Raw genomic sequence first — 14,705 nt, 5'->3', positions numbered from 1 at the left:
CGATGCTGAGAACACGAACCGTTGTCATGGCCGCAGGGGCGGCGCTGGTTGCCGGAACCTTGGCCTTTGTCGCCATGCGGACCGATCCCGTGGCGGTGGATCTGCACCAGATCGGCACCGGGCCTTTGCAGGTGACGGTCAATGCCGATGGCAAGACCCGCATCCGCGAAATCTACGATGTCGCGGCGCCGATCACTGGCACCGCGCAGCGCGCGCCGGTGCGGGTAGGGGATAGCGTGGTGGCCGGGGAAACCGTGGTGGCCGTGCTGACGCCCGCCGCCGCAAATCTGCTCGATGCGCGCAGTCAGGCCGAGGCCGAGGCCGCCGTGCGCGAGGCCGAGGCAGGACTGGCGGTGGCGCGCAGCAAGATGCGCCAGGCCTCGGAAACATTGACCCTGTCGGAAAGCGAATTCCGCCGCGCCGATACGCTAGTGCAGCGCGGCGTGGTTTCCCGCACCCGGCTGGAGGAGCTCGAACAGAAGCTGCATATCGACCGGGCGGCGATGACGGCGGCAGTGTCGGCGCTGGAAATGGCCAAGGGCACGCTGGACCGCGCCCGCGCCGCGCTGATCGAACCCGGCGCCGCTGAGGCGGGACAGACCTGTTGCCTGACCGTGACCGCGCCGATGTCGGGGCAGGTGCTGACCGTCGATGTGCTGAGCGAACAGACCGTGCTGGCCGGAACCCGGCTGATCTCCATCGGGGACCCCGAGGATCTGGAGATCGTTGCCGATCTTCTGTCCACCGATGCGGTGCGGCTGAAGGAAGGCGACCGGGCCATCGTGGAACGCTGGGGCCGCGATGCGCTGCTGGAAGCGCGGGTGCGGCGCATCGAACCGGCGGCCTATACCAAGGTCTCCGCCCTCGGGATCGAGGAACAGCGGGTCGATGTGATCCTCGACCTGACCTCTGCGCCCGAAGACTACGCGGGCATGGGCGACGGCTATGCCGTCTTCCTGCGCATCGTCGAATGGGAAGGCATGGATGTCCTGTCGGTGCCGCTGAGCGCGGTATTCCGTCAGGGCGCAGGTTGGGCGGTCTTTGTCGATGAGGCGGGCATCGCCCGGCGCAAAGCTGTGAGGCTGGGCCGCCGCAACGACCGCAGCGCCGAGGTGTTGGAAGGGCTCTCCCCCGGTGATCAGGTCATCCTGCACCCTTCGGACCTGATTTCGGACGGCAGCGCAATCGCGCCGCGCCCGGATCAGAGTTGAACCATGCTGGGCTGACCGCAGTGGCGGCTCAGTTCAGATCCGCTGCGAAGGTTTCGATCAACTTGTGCTTCAGGATCTTGCCCGTCGGGGCAGCAGGCAGCTGCAGGGTCAGAACCACCCGCGAGGGGCGTTTGTAGCCCGACAGCCGCTCGGCCACATGCGCCTTCAGCGTGGCCTCATCGGTGGCAGCAAGATCGGCCACCTGCACAAAGGCCAGCACTTCTTCATTGCCATCCGCCGCGCGGCCCACCACGGCGCTTTGTACCACGGCGGGGTGATCGTTCAGGGCTGCCTCGACCTCTTGCGGGTAGACGTTAAAGCCTGAGCGGATGATGATTTCCTTGCTGCGCCCGACGATATGCAACCGGCCCTGTTCATCGAACCGGCCGATGTCACCTGTGCTGAGCCAGCCATCCGCGTCGATGGTGGCGCGGGTGGCCTCGGGGTTGCGGTAATAGCCGACCATGACATGCGGGCCACGGGCCTCGATCTCGCCGGTTTCGGCGCCGTCCTTGATGCGGGCCTCGGTACCGGGCAGGGCGGTGCCGACGCTGGTGTCGGGATCGCCGATCAAATTGGTGGTGGCCGACAAGCCGGCGGTGCATTCGGTCATGCCATAACCGTTCTGCAGCGCCAGACCGTAAAAGGCCTCGGCGTTGCGTTTCCAGGCCGGGTCCAGCGGCGCCGCCCCGGAGGAGACATAGCGCAGCTTGCTGCCTTCGAGTTTGCTGACGCCCTGCTCGCGGGCGTATTGCATCAGCAGCGCGTGCATCTGAGGCACGGCGGGCAGCACGGTGACGCCATCCTGCAGCGCCTCATAAAGGGCGGCGGGCGTGAACCGGGCCTGCAGCCGCACTGCAGCCCCGGCGCGGGCCGAGGCAACGATCATCGAGGCCAGGCCAAAGACATGGGCGACAGGCAGTCCGCCATAGACTTGATCGCCGGGCTTGATCCCGCGCAGATTGGCCGAGGCTTGTCCCGCAAACAGCAGGTTCGCATGGCTCAGCATCACGCCCTTGGGATCGCCGGTGGTGCCGGTGGTATAGAGCATGACCGCGATCTGCTCCGGCCCGTCCTGAACCGGTTCCGGCGCGCTGGGACCAGCCACGGCAATGGCCACCTGACCATAAAGTCCATAACGGCTTTGTGCCTCCAGCCGGAGCGCATGGGCGGCGGCGTCCTTTGACGAGGCGGTGGTCAGGACGATCACGCGCGGTGTGGCATGGGAGGTGACGCGGGTGATCTCATCCGCGCTCATCCTTGCATTGACCGGCACCGCCCAGGCGCCGATCCGGCTGCAGGCAAACAGGAAAGCCACAGTCGCCGCCGCGTTTTCCGACACGATCAAAACCCGGTCCCCTGGCGCCACGCCTTCGGTGCGCAGATCCGCCTCGGCGTCCTTGCTGGCCTGCTGCAATTCGGCATAGCTCAGCGGGCGCCCGTCGAAATCAATGAGAGCCAGCGCCTCGGGAGAGGTCACGGCCCAATGCTCAACGATTTCGTGGATGCGGGTATAGTTGGTCATGGGCTGGGTCCGGGGTCAAAAGTGAGTGTCAGGAGCGGTGCGTGCGGGTCAGTCTTTGGCAGCAGAGCCGCCGTTCAGCCGGTCGGTGGGAACCCGGCGGAAGACCCCGTTCGAGGTGGCGATCAGGGTGCCGTCCTCGGCCTCCAGCCGCCCGGAAATGAACAGGGTGCTGCGCCCGCCGCCGGTGATCTGCCCGGTTGCGGTAACCCGTCCGGCATAGGCGGGGGCGATGAACTGGGTGGTCAGGGAGATGGTCAGAAACGGCGCGCGTCCCGTGGGATCGACGCTCATTGAGCCGGTGGCGCCGCTGGCGCTGTCCAGCAGCGTGGTGGCGATGCCGCCGTGCAGAACTCCGTGGCGGTTCAGGTGTGTTTCGTTGAGGTCCAGCCAGCAGCGCGCGCCGCCATCACCTGCGCTGTTGCTGACGTCCAGAACATAGCCGATCAGGCGCTGCGGGCCGGTTTCGGAATGGATGATCAGGTCGTCAGTGGACATTGAAGGCTCCTTGGTCTGCGGGGGCTGGACTGCGCCGGTCGCGGGCATGATGCGGGCACAACACGGGCGCGCGCAGCCGATTTTGCGGCACCTTAGCAGGGCCGTCGATCATTTCAATAAATAAAATACAATTCTGATATGCGGAATTACCCGCGTTGGACAAGCGCCGGACTTTTGCCTGTCATTCGCTCTAGCGTACGCACGGCGGCCTGCAGTTTTGGTCCCACTTCGTTCTCCATCCGCTCGACCGTCAGCATCTCGGGGGTGGCGCCGCAGGTAAAGACTACGGGCTCGTCGAATTCATGGCTGCGGAAGGGCACGGAGACCGCGTTGACCGTACTGGCATAGCGCAGCCCGTGCCCGGCGATCACGAAGCCCCGGGCGACCAGCTGCGAATAGGCATCCTCGCGCAGGCTGGCTACGGTGACGTCGGAATCCTCGACCATTTCGCCATAGGTGTCGACGTAGCTGGCGAATTCCCGGTCCGACTGGGCCGCAAGCTGGGCCTGCCCCGAGGAGGAATGCGTCAGCGGGATACGGTGACCGACCTCCAGCCAGATCGATGACGCCTGATGCGGGCGCCAGGTCTTGGTCAGCAGGATCTTCTGATCGTCTCGCACCCCGATCAGAACCAGGGTGCCGGTTTCATCCGCCAGCGGCTGCATGATGTCGGTGGCGGTATCGACGAAGGACACCGAGGCCGCCGCCACATTGCCAAGGGCCAGCAGGGCAGGGCCGGGGCGATACCGGTCATGCCGGTGCCCATGCGACAGGTAGCCAAGCGCCTGCAGGGTGAAGGTCAGCCGCGACACGGTGGATTTCGGCAGACCGGTGCGCTCGGACAGTTCCTGATTGCTGAGCCCGTCATCGCTGGGCCTGAAGGCGCGCAGAACACTCATCCCGCGCGCCAGGGTGGTTGCAAACCGGCGATCCGTCGGAGCTTCCTTGGCCATATGTGTCAATCCCGTCATGTTTTGCTTCAGACCGGATTACATCATCGAGTTCGGTAGAAGCAACGAAATCGCGGGAAAGGCCATCAGAAGGATCAGGACAATGACGTCGACGGACAGAAACCGTGCGATTCCGGCAAAGATCCGGTCGATCGGCGCGTCCTTGCCCACCACATTGGCGATGACAAAGACGTTGAGACCCACCGGCGGGGTGATCAGGCCGATTTCCAACAGCTTGATGATCACGACGCCGAACCAGATCAGGTCCATCCCGTAGGTTTCCACCAGCGGCACCACCAGCGGCAGGGTAAGAACCATGATCCCGATGGGATCGAGGAACATGCCCAGCAAAAGGTAGATCAGCGCAATCGACAGCAGCAGCCAGAACACCGACAGTTCGGCCTGGGTCACCACATCGACAATCGCCGGGGCGACGCCGGTCAGCGCCACGAAGGCGACAAAGATCTTGGCCCCAGCGGCGATGAAGAAGATCGACGCGGTCTGCAGGCAGGTTTCGCGGAAGGCTTCCCAGATCGAGGTCAGGGTCAGCTTGCGCTGCAGCACACCGATCAGTACTGCAAGGCTGAGACAGACAGCCGCTGCTTCGGTCGCGGTGAAGATGCCGCCGTAGATGCCGCCGATGATGACGATGAACAGCACGAAGGCAGGCCAGGCCAGCGCTGCGGCGCGGAACCTGTCGGCGTAGGAAATTTCGGCCGTGTCCACCGGGGCGGCTGCCGGGTCGCGTTTGACCCAGATAAAGATCACCAGAACGAAACCGGCGAGGGTCAGAAGACCGGGCAGGATGCCAGCGACGAACAGCCGGTTGATCGAGGTTTCGGTGAAGATGCCGTAGATGATGAACAGAACGCTGGGCGGGATCAGGGATCCCAGGGTGCCGCCCGCTGCGACCGATGCGGTGGCCAGGCGGTTGTCATAGCCCATGCGCAGCATTTCCGGCGTGCAGATCCGGCCCATGGTCGAAGCGCAGGCAATCGACGATCCGGTGATCGCGGAAAAGCCGCCGCAGCCCATGACCGAGGCCATGGCAACGCCGCCGGGCACCGCCGACAGCCAGACCCGCGCTGCGTGGTAGATCCGCGTGGTGATATCGGCCTTATAGGCGATATGCCCCAGAGCGATAAACAACGGTATCATCGACAGATCGTAGGAGTGAATAAGGTCGAAGGAGTTGGAGAACACCATCGAGGTGGTCGCTCGGATTGCGCGTTCCGGCATGAAGGTGCCGGTGCGGAAGGCGAAGATGCAGAAGGTGCCGACGGCCGCAACAGCGGCAAGGGTGAAGCTGATCGGCACCCGTAGCGCCAGCAGGATCAGAACGGCGGCAAAGGCAATCAGCCCAATCGTAGAGGCGTCCATCAGTCCAGTCCCTCGGCATGTGTGTCGGCAAAGCTGTAATCGCCCGCGCGGATGGCGCGGATGTCCTGCACCACCAGCACCAGAAGGCGCAGCCAGCACAGGGAAATCCCGATCAGGAAAATCAGGCGGCCGGGCCATTTCGGCAGTTCCAGATCGCCGTAGAAAAACCCGCCCGAGGTAAAGTTATGGGCAAATTCGCGCCCGCCGGCATAGATCAGCGGCATCAGGGCAAAGAGACCTACGATTGAGCCGAAGACCGCCAGCCAGGCCTGTGCCCGGGGCGGTAGGCGGTTGGCGAGGAATTCGACCGCTACGTGGCTGCGCGCCAGGGTGGCAGCGGCCAGCGGCAGCACGATGGCGGCGACCATCAGTTCGCGCACGATGACGATCGTGTCGGGCAGGGCCACGTTGAAGATGGCCCGCGAAAATACGCTGGCGGTGATCATCAGCCCCAGGGCGATGACGGCTGCCACCGCAAGGTTCAGCAGGAAAGTTTCCAGTGCTTTCAGCATCAGAGCCTCGTGTGGGTCAGGCATTGCAGGAGAAAAAGCGGGGGCGGCAAGAGGCCCGCCCCCGCAGTCGTTGGTCCCGGTGTGGTGTTGCCACCAGTCATGAGGAGGCGGGACCTACGGTTTAGCGGGTCCAGGGGTAACCCTTGCTGTCACGCTCTTCGGTGTATTTGGCGATCAGGCCGCGGTATTCCTCCAAGAGGGCCGCACCGTCCATGCCGGATGCGTTCATCTGCTCAACCCAGGCGTCGATGTGCTTGGTACCGGCGGCGACCAGCTTGGCACGCTCTTCCTCGGGCAGGGTGAAGACCTCGATACCCTTTTCCTTCATGGTATCGATGGCAGCATCGTTCGCGGTGGTGATCAGACGACCGAATTCATCCGCCATGCCGCGACCGGCATCCAGCAGGACCTGCTGCTGGTCTTCGGAAAGGCTGTCAAAGACGTCCTTGTTCATCAGGATACCAAGACCGCCGACCTGACCCCAGTTCAGCAGGGTGTAGTTGTCCATGACTTCCTGCTGTTTGAGGGCGGTGACAGCGTAGGAATAGCCCTGCGAGCATTCCAGCAGACCGGTGTCCAGACCCTGATAGGCCTTGTAGATGCTCATGTTGACCATGTTGCCGCCCAGCTCGCCAAAGACCTTGCCGTAGGCGCCGGTGCCGCGGATCTTGCGGTCCTTGATGTCTTCGACCGAACGGATCGCATCGCCGGTGCAGCCGATGTGCACGGCTGAGGTGGTGAAGGTGCCGATGTAAACGAGGTTCTTCTTGGCCAGATCCTCGGCAATCACCGGGGAAGAGCGCATCAGCTCATCCGTGGCGCGCATGCCGACCCAGGCGTCCGGGTTGTCGAGCGGCAGATCCGCGATGCCATAGGACTGCATTTCCTGCGGATAGTAGACCGCGATCACGGTGCCGAGGTCGGCAACGCCGTCACCGATGGATTGCACGGCGGCATTGGCCTTGAACAGGGCGCCGCCCCATTGCACGTCCACCTTCAGATCGCCGCCCGAGGTCTCGCCGACGGTATCGGCGAACCATTGCAGCGCGGCGGCACGGGCGCCGCGATTCGGGCCGGCCTCGCCGTGGATCAGGGTGGTCTGCGCCGAAGCAACGCCGGCAAAGGCCATCAGCGCAGCGGGCAGCAGGGCGGATTTCAGGCGTGATTTAAACGGGGTATTCATGACGGTCTCCTCCCAGAGATATTCCACTATGTAGAATTAAGTTCCGATATAGGGAAATTCTTGGCTGATCATGGGGAGAAAGGCAACAGGATTCTTGTGTCGATTGGCGCAGGCGGCTGACGCAAGGTCAGTTGCTGCATCGCAGCACTGAGGGTGCAGGCGGAAGGCCTCAGCCTCAAACCTGCAGAAATCCAATGGAAAACGGGAAAGGGGTGGAAATTCAGCCGAGAAAGTCGCGGGCGCGAGCGTTCTTCAGCGTTTCCTGTGGGGTACACCCATAGCGTGTCTTGTAGTATTGTGAGAACCGCCCGAGATGGGTCATGCCCCAGCGTTCGGCCACTTCGGTGACGCTGGCCTCGCGCCGCCCCTGCAGCAGATCCTCGTGTGCCCGCTGCAGACGGATGTCACGCAGATAGGCCATGGGCGCCATCGACAGGAAGCGTTTGAACCCCAGTTGCAGGTTGCGCGCGCTGACCCCGGCATAGGCGGCGATCTCGTCGATATCCAGCGGGCGGTCGAGGTTGGCCAGCATATAGGCCTGCGCCCGGCGCACATGGCCGGGAATGACCGAAGAGGTCACCCGCCGCAGCTGGCCGGAATAGTTGTGCCGATGCGCCTCCAGCAGGCCGGTCATCACCGTGTTTTCCATGTAATGCGTCAGCAGCGGGCTGGGATTTGCCGAAACGGCGGACGGGGCAGGGAATGGGGCGCTGGGGGGCAGGGCAGGATCCCGCGCCTGTTCCGCATCCGCCACCAGAAGATGCACCAAGCGCAGCAGCCGGGTCCCGGCGGGGCTGGTCAGATCCAGCGCCCCTTCGAATGCGATGGGTTGATCGGTGGCGAGGCCGAGATTGGCATTGGCGTGGGCGGTCAGCGCCCGGCGGCTGATCTGCAGCAGCAGCTGTTTGCAGCCTTCCTCCCAGATCATCGTGGTTTCCCGGTGTGGGTTCAGCACCGCTGCCCGCCCCGCATCGCTGGTATAGCGATCGGCGCCATTGACGATGGCGGCGCTGCCGCTGACCGGGATCTGCACCAGATAGAACTGATCCAGACATCCCGGTGCGATCTGCGTCTTGGCGCCATATTCGATATAGTTCAGCGACACGCGCTCCCCTGGCACATGGTGATGCCGCGCCTGGAATGGCGCCTTGCCGATGGTATTGAGCTGATGCGGACAGAAAATGCGGCCGACGGCCTCCCGGGCCTCGTCCAGATCGTGGGTGCGGAACCGCGCAAACCGCGCAAGCGGTACTGCCGGTTCCCGGAATGTCTCCTGCGGGCCTGGCATCTGTCGTCCTGTTGAACCTGCCCCTGCATAGCACGGGTTCCGCCATTCCACCTAGGGCGACGCAGATTTCTTCGTTTTTTGGATAATGGCTGCGCCTATCGGATAGCCGGAGACCGATGCGGCGGGAAACCTGTCTTTCACAACTGCACAAGAACCACAACAGCACGACAGGGATATGACAGATGAAGGGACTGGACGGCAAGGTTGCCATCATTCCAGGCGGCGCCACCAAGATCGGCGCAGCCATCGCACAGGCGTTTCGCGCCGCGGGCACAAAGGTAATGATCGCCGACATCAATGAAGAGGCAGGTCAGGCGCTGGTCGCGGATGGCATCGCCTTTTGCAAGACCAACCTGCGCGAGGACGATGACATCGCGGCGCTGGTCGCGGCCACCAAGAAAGAATTCGGGCGCATCGACTTTCTGGTCAACGTGGCCTGTTCCTACCTCGACAACGGCGCGGAATCGACCCGCGCCGAGTGGCTGGAAAGCCTTGATGTGAACATCGTCGGCTCGGTCATGCTAATGCAAGCCGCGCGCGAAGAACTGGCCAAGAACCGCGGCGCCATCGTCAATTTCGGCTCGATCTCGGCGCGTGTCGCGCAAAAGGGTCGCTGGCTCTATCCGGTGTCCAAGGCGGCAATCCTGCAGCTGACGCGCAATCAGGCGATGGATCTGGCCCCCGATGGCATCCGCGTCAACGCGGTCAGCCCCGGCTGGACCTGGTCCAACATCATGGATGAGCTGACCGGCGGCGACCGGGAGAAAACCGACAGCGTGGCCAAGCCGTTCCACCTGCTGGGGCGCACCGGCAACCCCGAGGAAGTCGCCAATTCGGTGCTGTTCCTCTGCTCGGATGAGGCGGGCTTCATCACCGGCACCGATATCCGCGTCGACGGCGGCTATACCGCGATGGGTCCGGAACGCGACGAAGAAGCCATCGCCCAGCTGATGGCCTGAGCCTGCGCATAAAAACAAACCGACAGGGAGTAACAACCATGAGAAAGATCACCATCATCGGTGGCGGCCAGTCCGGACTGCAACTGGGGCTTGGCCTGTTGAAACAGGGCTACAAGGTCCGCATCGTGCAGAACCGCACCGCCGAAGACATCAAGACCGGCCGCGTCATGTCCAGCCAGTGCATGTTTGGCGAATCGGTACAGAACGAGCGCGATCTCGGTATCGATTTCTGGACCGAGGACCAGTGCCCCCCGGTCGAAGGCATTTCCTTTGCCGTGCCGCACCCCGAAGAGGCAGGCGCCAAGGCGATCGATTGGACCGGGCGGCTGGACCGCTTTGCCTATTCGGTGGACCAGCGGGTCAAGATCCCGGTCTGGCTGGAGGAATTCGAACGCCTCGGCGGCCAGCTGGTCATCAAGGAAGCCGGCATCAGCGATCTGGAGCTTTATGCGCGTGAAGACGATCTGGTGCTGGTCGCCTCGGGTAAGGGCGACGTGGGCCGGCTGTTCGAACGCGACGCGGAAAAATCCCCCTATGACAAACCGATGCGGGCGCTGGCGCTGACCTATGTCACCGGCATGACCCCGCGCCCCGATCATTCGGCGGTCTGTTTCAACCTGATCCCGGGCGTTGGCGAATATTTCGTCTTCCCGGCGCTGACCACCACCGGTCCGTGCGAGATCATGGTGTTTGAAGGCGTGCCGGGTGGTCCGATGGATTGCTGGGGCGATGTGAAATCCCCCGAGCAGCATCTGGCGAAATCCAAGGAAATCCTGTCGACCTTCCTGCCGTGGGAGGCCGAGCGGTGCACTGATATCGAACTGACCGACGACAACGGCATCCTCGCGGGCCGCTTCCCGCCGACGGTGCGCAAACCGGTGGCGACGCTGCCCTCGGGCGCCAAGGTTCTGGGCATCGGCGATGCGGTCTGCCTCAACGATCCGATCACCGGGCAGGGCTCCAACAACGCCTCCAAGGCGGCCAAGGTCTATATGGACCGGATCCTGGCGCGGGATGATCTGCCCTTTGACGAGGCCTGGATGCAGGGCACCTTCAACGCCTATTGGGACTATGCGCAATGGGTGGTGAACTGGACCAACATGATGCTGCTGCCGCCGCCGCCGCATGTGCTCAACATCATGGGCACCGCCTGCGCAGAGCCGCGTCTGGCCAACCGGATCACCAACGGGTTCGACGATCCGCGCGACTTCTTCCCGTGGTTCGCCGATCCGCAGGCGGCAGAGGCCTATCTGTCGCAATTGCAGGCGGCCTGAGGCATGGGCATGAGCGTCGATCCAGCCAGCTTCCGTTCGGCGATGGCGCGGTTCCCGGGGGCGGTGACGGTGATCACCGCCCTGTCGGGGCCAGATGCGGGCCGGGAGCGCCGGGGTATCACCGCCACCGCCGTCTGTTCGGTTTCGGCAGAGCCGCCCAGCCTTCTGGTCTGCGTCAACCGCGCCACCGGTACCGGCGCCGCGATCCGGGACACCGGGCGGTTCAATGTCAACTTGCTGGCCAAACCCGATGGCCTGCTGGCACTGCAATTCGCGGGGCAGGGTGGGGTCACCGGCGAAGAGAAATTCGCCGAGGGCGATTGGCAGGAGGACTCCCGCGGCCTGCCACGCCTTGCCTCTGCGCTATTGTGTTTTTCCTGCGAGGTACGCGAAGCTACCGAGGCGGGCAGCCATACGGTATTCATCGGCGAGATCACCGATATCGCCCACGGCGATGGCGAGCCGCTGCTGTATGAACGGTCGGGGTTCCAATGTCTGGCCCCGATCTGAACACTGGTTTTCGGGCGCGTCAGTAACCGCGCGCCCGGTCCACCTCGTGCAGCAGCGCATCACCGGTGCCAAGGCGGCGCAGGTTCTCCACCACATCCCCCAGTGCATCCCCCAGATGCCAGCCCGACACATGCGGGGTGATGGTCACACGCGGGTGGCGCCATAGCGGATCATCTTGGGGCAGGGGTTCCGTGCACAAGACATCCAGCACCGCATGACCGGGCGTGCCGCGATCCAGCGCTGCGATCAGGGCGGCCTCGTCGATCAGATCGCCGCGCCCGGCGTTGATCAGCACCGCGCCGGGTTTCATCGCCGCCAGCAACTCCGCATCCATCAATCCGCGCGTATCGGCGGTCGAGGGCAGGATGGCGCAGACATAATCGCATTGGCCCAGCATCTGCGGCAGTGCCTCTGCGCCGTGGTGACAGGTGATGCCTTCGATCTCCTTGGGGGAGCGGCTCCAGCCGTGAACCTGAAAGCCAAGGCTCGCCATCAGTCGCGCGGTCAGCCCGCCGATATGACCAAGGCCAAGAACGCCGACCGTTGTCATATGGGTGCGTTTCGGGGCCACCGAATCCCATTCAGCCCGGGCCTGCGCCGCCGCGTGATGCAGGAGATTGCGCTGTTCGCGCAAAATATAGGCGAGACAGTATTCCGCGATTTCGCGCGCGGGTTCTTCCGGCTTCAGCCGTGCCACGCGCACATGCGGCGCCACGGTGGGGTGGTTGACGATGGTTTCGACCCCGGCGCCCAGTTTCTGCACCAGTTGCAGATTGGGCAGCTGTGCGGCGATGTCGGTTTTCAGCGAAGAAACGGCCAGCATGGTGATCTCATCCAGGTTGCCAGGGTTTGAGGCCGGGCGGATATCCGCGCCGGGGCTGAGCGCGCGCAGCTCTTCTGCCAGCTCTTCTTCGGTGAACCAGCCGCCATGTCCGATGCTGATAAGTAGTGCCATTCGCTCTGTTTCCTTCCGTTACTTCCGTACCGTCAGCCTGTTACGTTCCGTCACAGTGCTGGACAGCGTTCGCGCGACTAAGCCATGATTTCAGCCAAAGCGAAAGGCGCAGGGAGGAAGGTCATGGATATGAATTTTGGGATGCGGGACGAGAACCGCAAGCTGCTGGACCGGGTCGCGGCGATGGTGCGCGATGAGATCATGCCGCTGGAGGCCGAATACCAGGCTGAGATCGGCAAGGGCGACCGCTGGGCCTATACCGAGCGTCAGGCAGAGATCCTTGAAGGGCTGAAGGCCAAGGCGAAAGCTGCCGGTCTGTGGAACTTCTGGCTGACCGACAGCGACCGTGGCTTTGGCCTCACCACCGTGGAATATGCCCACTTTGCCGAGGAAATGGGTAAGACGCCGCTGGGCTCCGAAGTGTTCAACTGTTCAGCCCCCGATACTGGCAATATGGAAGTTTTCGAGCGCTACGGTACCGAAAAGATGAAGAAGGAATGGCTGGCGCCGCTTCTGGAGGGGGAAATCCGCTCCGCCTATCTGATGACCGAGCCGGAAGTTGCATCTTCCGATGCCACCAATATCGACATGTCCTGCGTGCGCGATGGCGATGACTATGTCTTGAGCGGTGAAAAATACTGGGCCTCGGGGGCAGGTGATCCGCGCTGCAAGGTCTATATCGTGATGGTGAAAACCGGCGGTGACGATCTGCCGAAACACGGGCGCCATTCGATGATCGTGGTGCCTGCCGATGCGCCGGGCATCGAGATCCTGCGCCCGATGGAGGTCTTTGGCCACGACGATGCGCCCCATGGCCACATGCATCTGCGCTTTACCAACGTGCGCGTTCCGGCCGAGAACCTGCTGGTTGGCGAAGGACGCGGCTTCGAAATCGCCCAAGGGCGCCTTGGGCCGGGCCGTATCCACCATTGCATGCGCTCGATCGGTCAGGCCGAGTCGGCGCTGGAGCTGATGTGCCGCCGCTCGCTCGAAAAAGAAGCCTTTGGCAAGAAGCTGGCGCAGCTGGGGGCCAACTACGATATCATCGCAGAATGCCGTATGGAGATCGAGATGGCGCGGCTTCTGTGCCTCAAGGCCGCCTGGATGATGGATCAGGGCGATGCGCGCGCTGCCGCGCCGCATATCTCGCAGATCAAGGTGGTTGCCCCCCGGGTTGCGCTGAAGGTGCTGGACGAGGCGATGCAGATGCACGGCGGTCAGGGCATTTCTCAGGACACGCCGCTGGCCATGGGCTGGACCTGGCAGCGGGCGCTGCGCTTTGCCGATGGGCCGGATGCGGTGCACCGCCGTCAGGTGGCACGGACCGAGCTGAAGAAATACACGCAGGAAAAGGTCTGAGGCTGATGTCAAAGGCGCAGTCGTCAAACGCCCTGTCGGCGGCGCCGTTCTTTTCCCAGCGCGCCGATGGCGCTTTTGTCGGCAATGACCCGGCCCGGGGCCCCTGGTCCCCGGATCATTGCCACGCCGGTCCGGTCACCGGGCTGGTGGCGCGGGCGGCAGAGCAGGCGGTGGGGCCGGGCAAGATGCTGACCCGGCTTACTCTTGACATCCTGCGCCCCCTGCCGCTGGCGGGGCTTTGGGTGGCGGCGGAAACCACCCGCCACACCCGGACGCTGGCAACCACTTCGGTGACGGTCCACGATGACGACGGGACGCTCTGCGTGCGGGCCTCTTCGATGCATCTGGTCGAGAAGGATCTGGGGCAGGTGCCGACGGCGCCGGTCACGCCCCTGCGGCTGGAGGAGGCCACGCCCGGCGATTTCACCATCGGCGCCGGGCTGCACGACAGGCCCTATTTCGGGCAGTTTCTGGATGTTGCCTATCCACCGGGGGCGGGCTTTGGCCCTGGCCCTAAGGCGATGTGGATGCGCACGACGACCCTGCTGGAGGGAGAGGAGCAGTCGCCGATCCAGTCGCTCTGCGCGCTTGCCGATTGCGGCAATGGCATTTCCTGGAACGCGCGTCCGGCCGAAATGGGCTTCATGAACACGGACCTGACCCTGCATGTGCACCGCGCCCCGGAAAGCGACTGGCTGGCCTCCGATTCCGTGTCGCATTGGCACGGCACCGGCATCGGCATGTCGCAATCGGTCCTGCAGGACACCAAAGGGCCGGTCGCGACCGCCTTGCAGACCCTGGTGCTGCACCCGCCCTCCTGAAGTTGCGGCGGGTGAGCGCTCCCGCCTGTTTGCAGCATTCTGCGAATGCTCCGCACAGTTGGGCGTGGCGCCGCTGGCGCGGCGCAGGGGGGCTGGGGAAGCGGTTCAGGGGCAGGTCTGCCCTGAACGCGCGCCTTCGATTGTGAGTTTGAAATGCCGCCTCAAGGGTAAACCGCGCGTGCCGCGCGGCGGCAGAGCCGCCCTTGACCCGGCGCGTGAGGCTCGGAACCGCGCCGCGTCAGCGGCGCCCGGCCCAAGGCTCTGCTTGGCATCTGTGTTTCAG

General features: G+C 63.9%; 14 protein-coding genes. 6 read left to right on the top strand and 8 right to left on the bottom strand.

Going from position 1 to position 14,705, the window contains the following annotated elements; all coding sequences use genetic code 11:
* The first annotated feature begins 2 nt into the window (after positions 1-2).
* On the top strand, positions 3-1,211 hold the full coding sequence (locus tag SM766_RS05900; protein WP_368947213.1) for an efflux RND transporter periplasmic adaptor subunit: 1,209 nt from the start codon (positions 3-5) through the stop codon (positions 1,209-1,211).
* A 28-nt stretch (positions 1,212-1,239) separates the two neighbouring features.
* Here the strand turns inward: SM766_RS05900 and SM766_RS05895 are convergent, their stop codons facing one another.
* The 7 genes from SM766_RS05895 to SM766_RS05865 form a co-directional block, all read right to left on the bottom strand.
* Positions 1,240-2,736 carry a class I adenylate-forming enzyme family protein gene (locus SM766_RS05895; protein ID WP_368947212.1) on the bottom strand — a complete coding sequence of 499 codons (1,497 nt, stop codon included), beginning with the start codon at positions 2,734-2,736 and terminating at the stop codon, positions 1,240-1,242.
* Between the two features lie 48 nt (positions 2,737-2,784).
* Positions 2,785-3,231: a PaaI family thioesterase gene (locus SM766_RS05890; RefSeq protein ID WP_274827696.1), complete on the bottom strand. Its 447-nt coding sequence runs from the start codon at positions 3,229-3,231 to the stop codon at positions 2,785-2,787.
* A 146-nt stretch (positions 3,232-3,377) separates the two neighbouring features.
* Positions 3,378-4,202: an IclR family transcriptional regulator gene (locus SM766_RS05885; protein WP_237028378.1), complete on the bottom strand. Its 825-nt coding sequence runs from the start codon at positions 4,200-4,202 to the stop codon at positions 3,378-3,380.
* An 18-nt stretch (positions 4,203-4,220) separates the two neighbouring features.
* Positions 4,221-5,561 (bottom strand): TRAP transporter large permease, encoded by a 1,341-nt coding sequence (locus SM766_RS05880; RefSeq protein ID WP_065272635.1) that lies wholly within the window; start codon positions 5,559-5,561, stop codon positions 4,221-4,223.
* On the bottom strand, positions 5,561-6,073 hold the full coding sequence (locus tag SM766_RS05875) for a TRAP transporter small permease (RefSeq protein ID WP_274837619.1): 513 nt from the start codon (positions 6,071-6,073) through the stop codon (positions 5,561-5,563). The genes SM766_RS05880 and SM766_RS05875 overlap by 1 nt, the downstream gene beginning before the upstream one ends.
* A 121-nt stretch (positions 6,074-6,194) precedes the next feature.
* Positions 6,195-7,256 carry a C4-dicarboxylate TRAP transporter substrate-binding protein gene (locus tag SM766_RS05870; protein ID WP_368947211.1) on the bottom strand — a complete coding sequence of 354 codons (1,062 nt, stop codon included), beginning with the start codon at positions 7,254-7,256 and terminating at the stop codon, positions 6,195-6,197.
* A 220-nt stretch (positions 7,257-7,476) separates the two neighbouring features.
* Positions 7,477-8,544, bottom strand: a complete 1,068-nt coding sequence (locus tag SM766_RS05865; protein WP_368947210.1) for an AraC family transcriptional regulator — start codon at positions 8,542-8,544, stop codon at positions 7,477-7,479.
* A gap of 182 nt (positions 8,545-8,726) precedes the next feature.
* Between SM766_RS05865 and SM766_RS05860 the strand changes: the two genes are divergently transcribed.
* Genes SM766_RS05860 through SM766_RS05850 form a run of 3 tightly spaced genes read left to right on the top strand, consistent with a single transcriptional unit; the run spans position 8,727 to position 11,287 of the window.
* Complete coding sequence (locus SM766_RS05860; protein ID WP_274827699.1) at positions 8,727-9,503, top strand: SDR family oxidoreductase; 777 nt, start codon at positions 8,727-8,729, stop codon at positions 9,501-9,503.
* 38 nt (positions 9,504-9,541) lie between these two features.
* On the top strand, positions 9,542-10,777 hold the full coding sequence (locus tag SM766_RS05855) for a styrene monooxygenase/indole monooxygenase family protein (protein WP_274831339.1): 1,236 nt from the start codon (positions 9,542-9,544) through the stop codon (positions 10,775-10,777).
* A gap of 9 nt (positions 10,778-10,786) precedes the next feature.
* Positions 10,787-11,287 carry a flavin reductase family protein gene (locus tag SM766_RS05850; protein ID WP_274827701.1) on the top strand — a complete coding sequence of 167 codons (501 nt, stop codon included), beginning with the start codon at positions 10,787-10,789 and terminating at the stop codon, positions 11,285-11,287.
* A 19-nt stretch (positions 11,288-11,306) separates the two neighbouring features.
* Here SM766_RS05850 and SM766_RS05845 read toward each other — a convergent pair whose 3' ends face one another.
* The gene (locus SM766_RS05845) at positions 11,307-12,242 is read right to left on the bottom strand and encodes a 2-hydroxyacid dehydrogenase (RefSeq protein ID WP_368947209.1); all 936 of its coding nucleotides are present in this window, start codon (positions 12,240-12,242) and stop codon (positions 11,307-11,309) included.
* A 123-nt stretch (positions 12,243-12,365) separates the two neighbouring features.
* Here SM766_RS05845 and SM766_RS05840 point away from each other — a divergent pair, with 123 nt between their 5' ends.
* Positions 12,366-13,601: an acyl-CoA dehydrogenase family protein gene (locus SM766_RS05840; protein ID WP_368947208.1), complete on the top strand. Its 1,236-nt coding sequence runs from the start codon at positions 12,366-12,368 to the stop codon at positions 13,599-13,601.
* 5 nt (positions 13,602-13,606) lie between these two features.
* Positions 13,607-14,422 (top strand): thioesterase family protein, encoded by an 816-nt coding sequence (locus SM766_RS05835; protein ID WP_368947207.1) that lies wholly within the window; start codon positions 13,607-13,609, stop codon positions 14,420-14,422.
* The last annotated feature ends 283 nt before the right edge of the window (positions 14,423-14,705 follow it).

The organism is Pseudophaeobacter sp. A-200-2 (assembly GCF_041008815.1).
GTDB lineage: Bacteria > Pseudomonadota > Alphaproteobacteria > Rhodobacterales > Rhodobacteraceae > Phycobacter > Phycobacter gallaeciensis_A.
The sequence above is the reverse complement of the archived record's forward strand: the minus strand, read 5'-3'. Positions and strand labels throughout refer to the sequence as shown.

Excerpts from the sequence above, each read along its gene's own strand:
- SM766_RS05860 (WP_274827699.1), top strand. The coding sequence starts at position 8,727 with ATGAAGGGACTGGACGGCAAGGTTGCCATCATTCCAGGCGGCGCCACC.
- SM766_RS05895 (WP_368947212.1), bottom strand. The coding sequence starts at position 2,736 with ATGACCAACTATACCCGCATCCACGAAATCGTTGAGCATTGGGCCGTG.
- SM766_RS05835 (WP_368947207.1), top strand. The coding sequence starts at position 13,607 with ATGTCAAAGGCGCAGTCGTCAAACGCCCTGTCGGCGGCGCCGTTCTTT.
- SM766_RS05855 (WP_274831339.1), top strand. The coding sequence starts at position 9,542 with ATGAGAAAGATCACCATCATCGGTGGCGGCCAGTCCGGACTGCAACTG.
- SM766_RS05865 (WP_368947210.1), bottom strand. The coding sequence starts at position 8,544 with ATGCCAGGCCCGCAGGAGACATTCCGGGAACCGGCAGTACCGCTTGCG.
- SM766_RS05845 (WP_368947209.1), bottom strand. The coding sequence starts at position 12,242 with ATGGCACTACTTATCAGCATCGGACATGGCGGCTGGTTCACCGAAGAA.
- SM766_RS05890 (WP_274827696.1), bottom strand. The coding sequence starts at position 3,231 with ATGTCCACTGACGACCTGATCATCCATTCCGAAACCGGCCCGCAGCGC.
- SM766_RS05850 (WP_274827701.1), top strand. The coding sequence starts at position 10,787 with ATGAGCGTCGATCCAGCCAGCTTCCGTTCGGCGATGGCGCGGTTCCCG.
- SM766_RS05875 (WP_274837619.1), bottom strand. The coding sequence starts at position 6,073 with ATGCTGAAAGCACTGGAAACTTTCCTGCTGAACCTTGCGGTGGCAGCC.
- SM766_RS05900 (WP_368947213.1), top strand. The coding sequence starts at position 3 with ATGCTGAGAACACGAACCGTTGTCATGGCCGCAGGGGCGGCGCTGGTT.
- SM766_RS05840 (WP_368947208.1), top strand. The coding sequence starts at position 12,366 with ATGGATATGAATTTTGGGATGCGGGACGAGAACCGCAAGCTGCTGGAC.
- SM766_RS05880 (WP_065272635.1), bottom strand. The coding sequence starts at position 5,561 with ATGGACGCCTCTACGATTGGGCTGATTGCCTTTGCCGCCGTTCTGATC.
- SM766_RS05885 (WP_237028378.1), bottom strand. The coding sequence starts at position 4,202 with ATGACGGGATTGACACATATGGCCAAGGAAGCTCCGACGGATCGCCGG.
- SM766_RS05870 (WP_368947211.1), bottom strand. The coding sequence starts at position 7,256 with ATGAATACCCCGTTTAAATCACGCCTGAAATCCGCCCTGCTGCCCGCT.